At 66.0% G+C, this 13072-nt stretch carries 8 protein-coding genes; 4 read left to right on the top strand and 4 right to left on the bottom strand.

The annotated features are described in order from the left end of the window. Nucleotides 1–28 precede the first annotated feature (28 nt). The 3 genes from RAN53_RS14840 to RAN53_RS14830 all read left to right on the top strand — a co-directional run bounded on the left by RAN53_RS14840 (nt 29) and on the right by RAN53_RS14830 (nt 3579). Nucleotides 29–589, top strand: coding sequence for a SprT-like domain-containing protein (locus RAN53_RS14840; RefSeq protein WP_305797576.1), 561 nt, complete (start codon nt 29–31; stop codon nt 587–589). 169 nt (nt 590–758) lie between these two features. Next, nucleotides 759–2708: an acetate--CoA ligase gene (gene acs, locus RAN53_RS14835; RefSeq protein ID WP_305797575.1), complete on the top strand. Its 1950-nt coding sequence runs from the start codon at nt 759–761 to the stop codon at nt 2706–2708. 208 nt (nt 2709–2916) lie between these two features. Then, nucleotides 2917–3579 carry a LuxR C-terminal-related transcriptional regulator gene (locus RAN53_RS14830; protein WP_305797574.1) on the top strand — a complete coding sequence of 221 codons (663 nt, stop codon included), beginning with the start codon at nt 2917–2919 and terminating at the stop codon, nt 3577–3579. Between the two features lie 368 nt (nt 3580–3947). Here the strand turns inward: RAN53_RS14830 and RAN53_RS14825 are convergent, their stop codons facing one another. The 4 genes from RAN53_RS14825 to RAN53_RS14810 all read right to left on the bottom strand — a co-directional run bounded on the left by RAN53_RS14825 (nt 3948) and on the right by RAN53_RS14810 (nt 10687). Next, nucleotides 3948–7892 (bottom strand): NahK/ErcS family hybrid sensor histidine kinase/response regulator, encoded by a 3945-nt coding sequence (locus RAN53_RS14825; RefSeq protein WP_305797573.1) that lies wholly within the window; start codon nt 7890–7892, stop codon nt 3948–3950. A gap of 66 nt (nt 7893–7958) precedes the next feature. Then, the gene (locus RAN53_RS14820) at nt 7959–8477 is read right to left on the bottom strand and encodes a hypothetical protein (RefSeq protein WP_305797572.1); all 519 of its coding nucleotides are present in this window, start codon (nt 8475–8477) and stop codon (nt 7959–7961) included. A 146-nt stretch (nt 8478–8623) separates the two neighbouring features. Then, nucleotides 8624–10420 carry a sodium:solute symporter family protein gene (locus RAN53_RS14815; protein WP_305797571.1) on the bottom strand — a complete coding sequence of 599 codons (1797 nt, stop codon included), beginning with the start codon at nt 10418–10420 and terminating at the stop codon, nt 8624–8626. A 6-nt stretch (nt 10421–10426) separates the two neighbouring features. Continuing rightward, a complete protein-coding gene (locus tag RAN53_RS14810) occupies nt 10427–10687 on the bottom strand; it encodes a DUF4212 domain-containing protein (protein WP_161431234.1) in 261 nt (86 codons plus the stop codon). A gap of 561 nt (nt 10688–11248) precedes the next feature. Between RAN53_RS14810 and RAN53_RS14805 the strand changes: the two genes are divergently transcribed. Further along, nucleotides 11249–13069 carry a putative nucleotidyltransferase substrate binding domain-containing protein gene (locus RAN53_RS14805; protein ID WP_305797570.1) on the top strand — a complete coding sequence of 607 codons (1821 nt, stop codon included), beginning with the start codon at nt 11249–11251 and terminating at the stop codon, nt 13067–13069. The last annotated feature ends 3 nt before the right edge of the window (nt 13070–13072 follow it).

Genomic DNA, 13072 nt, shown 5'->3' with positions numbered 1-13072 from the left:
CGAGGGGCCAGGCGCCATTCTAGCACCCATGAACCGTGCCGCGTTGCCCCACCCCGACCCCGAGGCGCTCGCCGCCCTCGGCCCCGCCGACCTCTCGCGCGCTCTCGACGAGCGGGTCGAGGCGGCCTGGGGGCTGTGCCGCGAGGTTCATCCCCATCTGCCCATACCCCGGGTGTGGCTCGACCTGCGCGGCCAGTGCGCCGGCCAGGCGCACTTCGGTCGCGGCGGGCTGCGCTTCAACCCGGTGCTGTATGCCGAGAATCGTCTAGACTTCCTCGTCGAGGTGGTGCCTCACGAGATGGCCCACTGGCTGGTCCATCACCTGGAGGATGGCCGTCGGGCGCGACCCCATGGCCGCGAGTGGCAGACGGTGATGCGTCGGCTGTTCGGCCTTCCGCCACGCACCACCCACCGCTTCGATACCGGCCGAGCCAGCCCGGCGCCTCATCGTTATGTCTGTGGCTGTCGCGAACACGGCTTTACCCCCCGGCGCCACGCCCTGGCCAGCCAGGGGCGTCGCTATCGCTGCCGGAAATGTGCTCAGACCTTGGTCTACCGCGGCGATTCGGCGTTTGAAAATGCAAGATAACTTACTGTTATGAAAAGATTTTTTGATCATACCAATGTCTAAGAGGAAGGCCGGCGACAAGGCGTTATGCTGGCCGCACTTCCATGGCACCGGCGGCATCAACAATCTCAAGGCCAGTCGCCGGTTTCCACCCATCTGACGGGGCCACCCCAAGGACAGAGGCAACTCCATGAGCGAACAGCAGAACGTCCATCCGGTGCGCGACGAGATCGCCGCCAAGGCCTGGGCCGACAAGGAAAAATACCAGGCGATGTATCAGCAGTCCGTGGACGACCCCGAGGCCTTCTGGGGCGAGCAGGCCAAGCGCGTCGACTGGATCAAGTTTCCGAGCAAGATCAAGCACACCAGCTTCGATCCCCATAATGTCGATATCCGCTGGTTCGAGGACGGCACGCTCAACGCCAGCGTCAACTGCCTCGATCGCCACCTGGAGACGCGCGGCGACCAGACCGCCATCATCTGGGAGGGCGACGATCCCAACGACTCCCAGAACATCACCTATCGCGACCTGCACGCCAGGACCTGCCAGCTGGCCAACGCGCTCAAGGCGCAGGGTGTCAGCAAGGGCGACGTGGTCACCCTCTACATGCCGATGATCCCCGAGGCCGCCGTGGCCATGCTGGCCTGTGCCCGCATCGGTGCCGTGCACTCGGTGGTGTTCGGCGGCTTCTCTCCCGATGCCCTGGCCCAGCGCATCGTCGGCGCCAACTCCAAGCTGGTGATCACCGCCGACGAGTCGGTGCGCGGCGGCAAGCAGGTGCCGCTCAAGGACAACGTCGATGCGGCCCTGACCCGCGACGGCACCGAGGTATGCGAGAAGGTGCTGGTGGTCAAGCGCACCGGCGGCGAGATCGAGTGGAAGGAGGGACGTGACCTCTGGTACCACGAGCAGGTCGATGGCCAGTCCAGCGACTGCCCCGCCGAGGAGATGAACGCCGAGGATCCGCTGTTCATCCTCTACACCTCCGGCTCCACCGGCGCGCCCAAGGGGCTCAAGCACACCACCGGCGGCTACTTGGTCTACGCCGGCCTGACCCACCAGTATGTCTTCGACTATCAGGATGGCGAGGTCTACTGGTGCACCGCCGACGTCGGCTGGGTCACCGGTCACAGCTACATCGTCTACGGCCCGCTGGCCAACGGCGCCACCACCCTGATGTTCGAGGGTGTGCCCAGCTACCCGAGCCATGGCCGCATGGGCGAGATCGTCGACAAGCACAACGTCAACATCCTCTACACCGCGCCCACCGCGATCCGCGCGCTGATGGCCCATGGCGACAACGTCATGGACTCCAGCCAGCGTGATTCGCTGCGCATTCTCGGGTCGGTGGGCGAGCCCATCAATCCCGAGGCCTGGGAGTGGTTCTACCGCGTGATCGGCAACTCCAACTGTCCCATCGTCGATACCTGGTGGCAGACCGAGACCGGCGGCATCATGATCGCGCCGCTGCCCGGGGCCATGGACCTCAAGCCGGGCTCCGCCACCCTGCCGTTCTTCGGCGTGCAGCCGGCGCTGTTCGACAGCGAGGGCAATACCCTCGAGGGCGCCGTAGACGGCAACCTGGTGCTCACCGACTCCTGGCCCGGCCAGGCGCGCTCGATCTGGGGCGACCATGAGCGCTTCACCCAGACCTACTTCTCCACCTACAAGGGTGCCTACTTCACCGGCGATGGCTGCCGCCGCGACGAGGATGGCTACTACTGGATCACCGGTCGCGTCGACGACGTGATCAACGTCTCCGGCCACCGCATGGGTACCGCCGAGATCGAGTCCTCGCTGGTGGCCCACGAGGCCGTGGCCGAGGCCGCCGTGGTCGGCTTCCCCCACGACATCAAGGGGCAGGGCATCTATATCTACGTCACCCTGAACGACGACGTGGAGCCCTCCGATGAGCTCAAGAAGGAGCTGACCCAGTGGGTGCGCAAGGATATTGGCCCGATCGCCTCGCCGGACGTCATCCAGTGGGCCCAGGGCCTGCCCAAGACCCGCTCCGGCAAGATCATGCGCCGTATCCTGCGCAAGATCGCCGCCAACGAGTGCGATGGCCTGGGTGACACCAGCACCCTGGCGGATCCGGGCGTGGTCGATGAGCTGATCGAGCATCGCGCCAACCGCTGAGGCACGCCGACGGGCCCGTCCCGTCGCCACCTGTGCCTGCCGAGCCGGCCCCACGGGGCCGGCTTCCTTTTCGGCGATCGAAAAAATTGTCGACAATGCGCCCGCGGTGCTTGGGAATCGCCTCCGCCATGGGGTAACATGCGACTCAACGAAGAAGAGCCCGTGTGGCGGTCGTCGATCCGCTGCCAGAGGAACCGGAGGAGAATCCATGGCCTTTGCCCAGAAATTCATCGTCGCCGATGACCATCCGCTGTTCCGCGCAGCCCTGACCCAGGCACTGCGTCAGCTGGCGCCCCAGGCCGAGATCGTCGAGTCTGACACCATGGAGGCCACCGCCGAGGTGGTGACTCGCCACCCCGACGCCGACCTGATCCTGCTCGACCTGCACATGCCGGGCGCCCACGGTTTCTCGGGCCTCATCCAGCTGCGTGGCCAGACCCCGGACATCCCGGTGGCGGTGGTCTCGGGTAGCGACGAGCCCCATGTGGTGCGCCGGGCCATCGACTACGGTGCCTCCGGCTTCATCCCCAAGTCCTCCTCGCTGCAGCTGATCGCCGAGGCGGTGGGCGAGATCCTCGAGGGAGAGGTGTGGCTGCCGGCGGAGCTGGCCGCCTCGATCGGCGATGCCGACGAGGAGGAGACCAAGTTCGCCGAGGCGATCGCCTCCCTCACCCCGCAGCAGTTTCGGGTGCTCAACATGCTGACCGAGGGGCTGCTCAACAAGCAGATCGCCTACGAGCTCAGCGTCAGCGAGGCGACCATCAAGGCCCACGTCACCGCCATCCTGCGCAAGCTGGGCGTGCACTCGCGCACCCAGGCGGTGATCGCCGCCCAGAAGCTCGAGGTCGAGCCGCCCAAGGTGCAGTCTTAGCGTCGAGCTACAAGCGCCAAGGCGCAAGCTTCAAGGAAACGCAAGAAACCCACCGAAAGGTGGGTTTCTTGCGTTCAAGGACGTGATCCGGTCGTCTCTTGCTTCAGTTCTCTCGGAGCTACGTATAGCAAGAGGCGCCGGAGACTGGTCGTAGAGGGGGTCCGAGGACCAGGGGTGAGAAGCACCGCTTCGAACGGGCTGGCCAAGGATGGCCAGCACCGGACCTGCAAGCGGAGCGGGATGCGAGAGCGCCGCAGGGCCGAGGTAGCGTACAGGGAGGTATTTACAGCGCCCCCTCGAAGACCAGTCGCCGGAACAGCCTCGAGCGAGCCACCCGACTGTGACGGTTCTGCTCCTTGTAGCTTGTCCTACTGCGCCGCTCGACTGGCCTGCAGGGTGCGGGTGAGCAGGGCGCGCAGAGCGGCGGGGCGCACCGGCTTGAGCAGCAGCTGATAGCCCATGCGCTTGACCTCCTCGGCCACCTCCTCGGTGCGGTCCGCGGTGATCACGATGCCGGGCACCGCGTCCTCCAGCCGCTCGGCGAGGGCCTCCAGGGCCATCAGTCCGGTCACCTCGTTGTCCAGGTGGTAGTCGGCGAGGATCGCGTCCGGGTCGCCGTCGAGATGGCGCAGCACCGACTTGGCGCCGCCGATGCTGGTGGCGGTGAAGACCTCGCAGCCCCACCCGGAGAGCATCGCCTTCATGCCCTCGAGGATCAGCGTCTCGTTGTCGATGCAGAGAATGCGCGTGCCGACCAGCTTGTTGCCGGCGCGGCGTGGCGAGGCCGCTTCCTCGGCCTGCTGGGCTGGCGTCTGGGCGGCGACGACCGGCACGCTGACCGCGAACATGGTGCCTCGGCCTTCCCGGGAGCGCACCGTGATGGGATGGTCGAGCACCCGGCTCATGCGGTCGGCGATGGACAGCCCCAGCCCCAGCCCCTTCTCGCTCTCCTTGTGGCGCGACGCCTGGTCGAGCCGGCGGAACTCCTGGAAGATCTCCGCCTGCTTGGACTCGGGAATCCCGGGGCCCGAGTCCCACACCTGGATGGAGAGGCGGCCCCCCTGGCGGCGACAGCCCAGCAGCACCCGTCCCTCCTGGGTGTAGCGGATGGCGTTGGAGAGGAAGTTCTGCACGATGCGACGCAGCATCTGAGGGTCGCTGTCGACCCAGGCGGCGGTCGGCACCACCATCAGGTCGAGGCCGCGATTCTCGGCCATCACCTCGAACTCGGCACGCAGCGGACGGATGATGTCGGCCAGCGCGAAGTGGTTGCGCCGGGGGGTGAGGGCGCCGGCATCCAGCTTGGAGATGTCGAGCAGGGTGCCCAGCAGCTCCTCGGCGGCCTGCAGCGAGCCGTCGATATGGCCGATGGTGCGCTTCATGTCGCTGGCGTCCATCTCCTGGGAGAGCGCCGAGGTGAACAGACGGGCGGCGTTGAGCGGCTGCAGCAGGTCGTGGCTGGCCGCGGCCAGGAAGCGGGTCTTGGAGGCGTTGGCATCCTCGGCCAGCTGCTTGGCCTGGCGCAGCGCTTGCTCCGCCTCGGCACGTACCCGGTTCTCCTGGCGCAGTGCCGCGTTGGCCTCGGAGAGCGCCTGGGTGCGCTCGCGTACGCGCTCCTCCAGGGTCTCGTTGGTCTCCTTGAGGGCGATCTCCGCCTGGCGTCGCTCGGTGATGTCCTGGTAGAGGGCGAAGAAGCCGAGTATTGCGCCGCTGTCGCCGAAGTGGGGGGTGTAGGTCACCAGCATGTAGCGGCGCCCCTCGGGGAGGCGGATCGAGACCTCGAAGCTGACCCGCTCGCCGGCCAGGGCGCGCTCGATCCACTGCTCCCGCTCCAGGGCCATCTCGGGCGGGATGACCGCCTGGACGCGCTTGCCGATCACCGCATTGCGGTCGATGCCGAAGGCCTGCTCGTAAGCGCGGTTGGTGAAGAGGTAGCGGCACTCCTTGTCGAAGTAGGCGATCAGCGCGGGCACATTGTCCGTGTAGATACGGATGTTGTTCTCCGAGCGAATCAGCGCCTCCTCGATGCGCTTCTGCTGGGTGATGTCCTGATAGGTGTAGACGAAGCCGCCGCCCGGCATGGGGTTGCCCTGGACCTCGAGTACGCTGCCGTCCTGGCGATAGCGCACGTAGCGGTGGGGCTGGCCCTCGCGGATGTTGTCGAGCAGCAGCTGGACATGCTCCTCGGGGTCGCCGGGCCCGTACTCGCCGTTGTGGGCGTTGTAGCGGAAGATCTTGTCGATCGGCGCACCGACCCGGATCAGGTGGTCGGGGAAGCGGAACAGCTCCAGGTAGCGCTGGTTCCACACCACCAGGCGGAGGTTCTGGTCGACCACGCTGATGCCCTGGTTGATGTTCTCGATGGTGGCCTGGAGCAGGGCGCGGTTGAACTCGAGTACCTGGGAGGCCTCGTCGACGATGGAGATGACATCGGAGATGCCGATGCCGCGCCCCTGCAGCGCCGAGTTGACCACGATGCGTGCCGAGGAGGCGCCGAGCACCGAGGCCAGGAAGCGCTCGGTGAACTGGATGATGTCGATGGAGGCGCGGGTGCCATCCTCCAGCGGCTTGCCGCTGCGCCTCGCGTAGTCGTCGAAGGCACGGCCGACCTGGTTGGCGCCCAGGAAGCGCTCGCACAGCACCTTGAGGTCGCCCACGGTGGTGGCGCCGGTCCAGGGGCGGTTCACCGAGGTCTGGCGGGTCTCGACGCTATCGACGAACAGCGAGGCCTGGATGCGCTCCACCACCCGCTGGGAGGTGACCTGGGAGACGAAGATGTAGCAGAACAGGTTGACCCCCAGCGACAGCATCACGCCGTGGGTGAAGCCGTCGCCGACGTTGAGGCCGAACAGCGAGGTGGGGGAGAGCCAGGCCACGCCGAGAGGGCCGCCGGCCAGCCAGTCGGCGGGCAGCACGTCGGCGCCGATCATCGCCGGCATCAGCAGGCTGTAGGCCCAGATGGCGAAGCCGGCGTTCATGCCGACGATCACCCCCAGGCGGTTGCCACGCTTCCAGTAGAGGCCGCCGATCAGCGCCGGGGCGAACTGGCCGGCGGCGGCGAAGGAGAGCATGCCGATGGAGGCCAGGGAGGTGAACTCGCCGATCAACTGGTAGAAGCCGTAGGCCATGGCCAGCACCGCACCGATGGTGATGCGCCGCGCGCGCAGCACCAGGCGGCCGTAGTCGCGGGCCTTGGTGTCGAACCAGCGCAGCCGGAACAGCGCCGGGATCACGATCTCGTTGGAGATCATGATCGACACCGCCACGGCGGCGACGATCACCATGCCGGTGGCCGCCGAGAAGCCACCGATGAAGGTCAGCAGGGTCAGCCAGGCGCTGTCCGCCGCCATGGGCAGGGCCAGCACATAGGTGTCCGGCTCCACGTCGCTGCCGGCGAACAGGGTCAGGCCGGCGGCGGCCAGCGGCACCACGAAGAACGCGAAGGCCAGCAGGTAGAGCGGGAACAGCCAGCGTGCGGTGCGCGCGTCATCGCGGTGGGTGTTCTCCACCACCGCCACGTGGAACTGGCGCGGCAGGCAGAGGATGGCCAGCATGGCGAGCAGGGTCTGGGCCCAGAAGCTCTGGCCGAAGTCCTGCTGGGCCAGCTGGCGCTGCAGTTCCAGTTGGGTCTCGGCACGCGTGAGCAGGTCGCCCAGGCCATCGAACATGCCCCAGGTGACATAGGCCCCCAGCGCCATGAAGGCGAGCAGCTTGACCAGCGACTCGAAGGCCACGGCGTGGATCAGCCCCTCGTGGTGCTCGGTGGCATCGGTGTGACGGGTGCCGAAGAGGATGGCGAAGGCGGCCATCACCAGCGCCACATAGAAGGCGGTATCGGCGAACAGCGGCGCGCGGGTGATGTCGCTGTCGGCGGTGAGCACGCTGAAGGAGGTGGACACGGCCTTCAGCTGCAGGGCGATGTAGGGCAGGGTGCCGATCAGCGCCACCAGGCTGGCGAAGGCCGCCAGCGACTGGGTCTTGCCGTAGCGCGAGGCGATGAAGTCGGCGATGGAGGTGACGTTCTGGTGCTTGGCGACCCGGATCATCTTGGCCAGGACCGGCCAGAACAGCAGGAAGGTAAGGATCGGGCCCACATAGATGCTGGCGAAGGACCAGCCGCCGCTGGCGGCCTGGCCTACCGCACCATGGAAGGTCCAGGAGGTGCAGTAGATGGCCAGCGCCAGGCTGTAGATGATGGGGCGCCGCTGACTGGCTCCGTGGCGCCGGGCATGGCGATCACCTCGCCAGGCGATGCCGAACAGCACGACGATGTAGAGCAACGATGCGGCGACCAGCAGCCAGCCTGAGAACATGAGCTTCCTCCCTGGGTGTCGCCGCCCATTCTAGGGCAATGCTGCGCCGGAGGGCAGGCGCATGGCTCAGTCGGCGTCCTCACAGACGGCGCGGTAGAGCGGGGCCTCCGCGGTCAGGCGACGCATGGCGTCCAGTTGTGGTTCGCGTTCCTCCCCCGCCAGGGGCAGGGTCTCGCGGGTGGTGCAGTTCATCAGCCAGGCCTGGGTCGTGACGCGGTCCTGGACCTGCTTCTCGAAGCGGTAGAGCAGAAACTCGACGCGCGCCTCGCCATCCTGCCGCTGTGTCGTCATGCCCTGCTCGTCGACCACGCTGAAGGCGGTGGTCATGGGAAAGAGGTAGGTCCAGGGGCGCCAGAACATGGCGTCCTGTTCGACCTGAACGACGCGGGCGCTGTCCGGCAGCAGCGAGCGCTTGTGCTCGTACCAGCTGTACTCCGTCTGGATCTGGTAACCGAGCATCCCCAGGCCGCCCAGGGCGGGGATGATCCAGCGCGGCAGGCGCTTGCCACTGACCTTGCGCAGCAGCAGGCCGATGCCCGCCGCCCCGAGGCCGGCAAAGATCGCCCCAATCAAGTGCCAAATCATGATTCACCCTTATGTCAAGAGATCGTGTTTGAAGAGATCGGTGCTCAAAGAGATCGGGCTTCCCAAGGGAAGCCCGATCGGTAGGGAGTTGACTGGCCCGGCGAGCCGGGCCAGGGGGCCATTATGGCCCAGAAGGTGCCGAGACGTCAGTGGTCGGTTGCGGCACCGGCGCCCTTGGGATAGCGGACGCTCTCCACCAGGTCCTGGATCTCCTGCGGGGGCTCTTCGGTGGCGGTGGACACCAGGTAGGCCACCGCGAAGTTGAAGATCGCACCCACCGCGCCGAAGGAGAGCGGCGAGATGCCCAGGATCCAGTTGTCCGGGGTGTTGGCCAGCATGTTGGTCTCGGGAATGAAGAACCAGCCCAGGTAGGTGAAGATGTAGAGCAGGGTGGCGATCAGGCCAGTCAGCATGCCTGCCACGGCGCCCTTGTTGTTCACCCGCTTGGAGAAGATCCCCATCATCAGCGCCGGGAACAGCGAGGCACCGGCGATACCGAAGGCGAGTGCCACCGTCTGGGCGGCGAAGCCCGGCGGGTTGAGGCCCAGGTAGGTCGCCAGCAGGATGGCGCCCGCCATGGAGATACGTGCCGCCAGCATCTCGCCCTTCTCGGTGATCTTCGGATTGATCATTGTCTTGATCAGGTCGTGACTGATCGCCGAGGAGATGGCCAGCAGCAGGCCCGCGGCGGTGGAGAGCGCAGCCGCGATACCGCCGGCGGCGATCAGGCCGATGACCCACGGGGGCAGGTTGGCGATCTCGGGGTTGGCGAGTACCAGGATGTCGTTGTTGACGGTCAGCTCGCTGCCTTCCCAGCCGCGTGCCTCGGCGGTATCGGCGAAGTCGGCGTTGGCGTCATTGTAGAGCTGCACACGGCCGTCGTTGTTCTTGTCCTCGAACTGGATCAGGCCGGTCTCCTCCCAGGTGCGAATCCATCCCGGGCGCTCCTCGTAGACCAGCGCATTGCTGGCGGCGGCCTCGTAGTCCTCGACCTGGCCGGCCATCTCCGGATAGACCGTGGTGGCGAGGTTCAGGCGCGCCATGGAGCCTACGGCCGGGGCGGTGAGGTAGAGCAGGGCGATGAACACCAGGGCCCAGCCGGCGGACCAGCGAGCGTCGGCCACCTTGGGCACGGTGAAGAAGCGGATGATGACGTGGGGCAGACCCGCGGTACCCACCATCAGCGACAGGGTGAACAGCACCATGTTGAGCTTGTTGTCGACGTCCGCGGTGTAGTCGCGGAAGCCCAGGGCGTTGACCACATCGTCGAGCTTCTCCAGCAGCGGCAAGCCGGACTCGGTGTGGGTGCTGAACATGCCGAACATGGGGATCGGGTTGCCGGTCAGCTGCATGGCGATGAACACCGCCGGGATGGTGTAGGCGATGATCAGCACGATGTACTGGGCCACCTGGGTGTAGGTGATGCCCTTCATGCCGCCGAATACCGCATACAGGAACACGATGAAGGCCGCGATCCAGATGCCCCAGGTGTTGGAGACCTCGAGGAAGCGCGAGAAGGCCACGCCGGCACCGGTCATCTGGCCGATGACGTAGGTCACCGAGGCGACGATCAGGCAGATGACGGCCACCAGGCGTGCGGCGTTGCTGTAGAAGCGGTCACCGATGAAGTCCGGCACCGTGAACTTGCCGAACTTGCGCAGGTAGGGCGCCAGCAGCATGGCCAGGATGACGTAGCCGCCGGTCCAGCCCATCAGGAAGGTGGAGTTGGCATAGCCGCCGGAAGCCAGCAGGCCGGCCATGGAGATGAACGACGCGGCGGACATCCAGTCGGCGGCGGTGGCCATGCCGTTGGTGATCGGATGGACGCCGCCGCCCGCCACATAGAAGTCCTTGGTCGAGCCCGCTCGGGCCCAGATCGCGATGCCGATGTAGAGGGCAAACGAGGCCCCTACGAACAGCAGGTTGATGGCAAATTGACTCATGCTGTCTTACTCCCCGAGTCCGAATTTCTTGTCGAGTTGGTTCATTCGCCAGGCGTAGAAGAAGATCAGGCAAATGAATGTCAGGATCGAACCCTGCTGGGCGAACCAGAAGCCCAGGTCGGTACCGCCCACCGGGATGCCGGCGAGCAGCGGCCGGAACAGGATGGCGCAGCCGTAGGAGACGAAGGCCCAGACGACCAGGCAGCCAGCGATCAGGCGCACGTTGGCCTTCCAGTACTCGGTTGAGTCGACTTTCTCTTCTGCCATGTCAGGCTCTCCACTTGTTGTTGAGCTAGGGAACTTGTGCAGTCGTGGGTTGAGGGATCACCAGGGCAATCGCACGCCCCCGGCCTAGAGGCGCATTGGTGTCGTGCGATTGCCCTGCATGATGCAGGTGGATAGTGGTCAATGAGGGACAAAAATGAATCCCAGACTTTCGTATCATGAGAATAAAGTTATTCAGCGTATTTTATAAAAATACATATATTTCAGTGAGTTGTTGTAATTGTTTTCATGAAATGACACGAGGGTCGGTGGCGGGATAACACCATGGTATATCCTGCTCTCCTTGGACCTTTGTCTAGGCTGAAAGGGAGGGATAGGACAATGGTCTAAGCGGCGACCGGTCGATACGATCGTCTAGCTTATCGGCGAGGCGTCGTCGTTGTTATGCTCCGGACAAGTACCGATGTGTCATCGGCTTCGTCGACTGCCGATCACGCCTGCGGACACCAATAACAATGCCTCCGCTGAAGGAGCCCCGGGCCGCCGCCGAGCGACTCCCGGGGGAGCTTCCTCGCAGCGGTGGTCGATCCGTGAGGTCCAGCCATGGTCGATCTCGATCTTTCCCAGCCGCCGTTCACGCTGCTCGACGACGCCGGTCGCGAGCGCGTGCGTCAGGGTGTTGACCTGGCCTACTTCGATCGCGACGAGATCATCCTCGAGGCCGGCCAACCCGGCGAGTACGTGTTCCTGATCCATAAGGGGGAGGTGGCCGAGATCGATACCACCCAGCCTGCGGCCCGGGAGCGCATCGGTCTTTACACCCAGGGCGACCTGTTCGGTGCCATCAGCATCCTCAACGGCAAGAGCCGCTATCGCTTCCGCGCCGAGCAGGAGAGCCTCTGCTACCTGCTGCCCAAGGCGCTGTTTCTCGAGCTCTGCGACGACTATCCGCCGTTCGCCGAGTTCTTCCGCCAGACGCTGGCCCACAAGGCCCGCCTGCTTACCGAGCAGCGCGCCGAGGGCGGGGTGACCATGGCCGGCTTCATGCTGGCGGCGGTGGACGAGTGCATGCGCGAGCCGCTGGTGGTGCCCGCCGCCACGACCATCGCCGAGGCGGTGGCCACCATCAACGAGAGGCGCGCCGATTCGCTGCTGGTGGCGCGTGATGGCGGCCACGGCATGATCACCAAGACCGACCTGCTCAATGCCCTGGTGGTGGACGAGCGCGGCCGCGACTCCCCCCTGGAGGGGTTGGGGCGGGCCGAGCTGATCACCGTGGCGCCGGGGCAGTACCTGTTCGAGGCGCTGGTGATCATGACCCGCCACAAGGTGGAGCGGGTGGTGGTGATGGAGGGCGAGGCCCCGGTGGGCGTGGTGGAGCTGACCGACGTGCTCAGCTACTTCTCCAGCCGCAGCTACGTGGTCAGCCTGCAGGTGGAACAAGCGGATAGCCTCGAGGCGCTGGCCGCCGCCAGCCGCCGCACGCCCGAGCTGGTCAGTGCGCTGATGGCCCAGGGGGTCAAGCTGCGCTTCGCCATGGGGCTGCTGGCGGCCCTCAACGGGCGCATCATCAACAAGGCCTGGGGCTTCCTGGTCGATGAGCGCTACCACGCCGGCAGCTGTCTGATGGTGATGGGCAGCGAGGGCCGCGGCGAACAGATCCTCAAGACCGACCAGGACAACGGCCTGATCCTGGCCGATGACCTGGACTGGCCCGACTGCGCCGAGCAGATGCAGCGCCTGACCGACACCCTGATCGAGCTGGGCTACCCGCCCTGTCCCGGCAATATCATGGTCTCCAACGCCGACTGGGTGGGCACGGTCAGCCAGTGGAAGCGGCGCATCGCCCGCTGGATCGAGGCCCGCGACGGCGATAGCCTGATGAAGCTGGCGATCATGCTCGACTCCCATGCGGTGGCGGGCAATCCGGCGCTGCTCGACCGGGTGCGTGACGACCTCTTCGCCCAGTGTGCCGGCAACGAGCTGCTGCTCTCCTACTTCGCCCGCACCATCCTGCGCTTCTCCACGCCGCTGACCCTGTTTGGCTCGCTCAAGCGGCCCCAGCACGGCATCGACATCAAGAAGGGCGGCATCTTTCCCATCGTCCACGGCGTGCGGGTGATGGCCCTGGAGCGCGGCATCCGGCCCACCTCGACCCTGGAGCGCCTGGAGGCCCTGGCCGCCGACGGCCGCCTGGAGCCGCGCTTCGCCGAGGACCTGGCCGAGGCGCTGTCGCTGTTCACCGAGCTGCGCCTCAAGCAGCAGCTGACTCGACGCGAGGACGATGACGAGAGCCGTAACCCCGACCGTGTCGTGGTCCAGGAACTCTCGTCGCTGGAGCGCGACCTGCTGCGCGAGGCGCTGCATATCGTCAAGGACTTCAAGCAGCGCCTCTCGCATCGCTTCCACCTGGAATACTCATGAACC

This window comes from Halomonas sp. SSL-5 (genome assembly GCF_030708455.1).
In the GTDB taxonomy this organism is placed as follows: domain Bacteria; phylum Pseudomonadota; class Gammaproteobacteria; order Pseudomonadales; family Halomonadaceae; genus Halomonas.
This window is presented reverse-complemented; position numbering and strand designations above follow the sequence as displayed.

Bases quoted from the DNA above. Each gene is read 5' to 3' on its own strand.
- RAN53_RS14815 (WP_305797571.1), bottom strand. From the start codon at position 10,420: ATGAGTCAATTTGCCATCAACCTGCTGTTCGTAGGGGCCTCGTTTGCC.
- RAN53_RS14805 (WP_305797570.1), top strand. From the start codon at position 11,249: ATGGTCGATCTCGATCTTTCCCAGCCGCCGTTCACGCTGCTCGACGAC.
- RAN53_RS14820 (WP_305797572.1), bottom strand. From the start codon at position 8,477: ATGATTTGGCACTTGATTGGGGCGATCTTTGCCGGCCTCGGGGCGGCG.
- RAN53_RS14825 (WP_305797573.1), bottom strand. From the start codon at position 7,892: ATGTTCTCAGGCTGGCTGCTGGTCGCCGCATCGTTGCTCTACATCGTC.
- acs (WP_305797575.1), top strand. From the start codon at position 759: ATGAGCGAACAGCAGAACGTCCATCCGGTGCGCGACGAGATCGCCGCC.
- RAN53_RS14840 (WP_305797576.1), top strand. From the start codon at position 29: ATGAACCGTGCCGCGTTGCCCCACCCCGACCCCGAGGCGCTCGCCGCC.
- RAN53_RS14830 (WP_305797574.1), top strand. From the start codon at position 2,917: ATGGCCTTTGCCCAGAAATTCATCGTCGCCGATGACCATCCGCTGTTC.
- RAN53_RS14810 (WP_161431234.1), bottom strand. From the start codon at position 10,687: ATGGCAGAAGAGAAAGTCGACTCAACCGAGTACTGGAAGGCCAACGTG.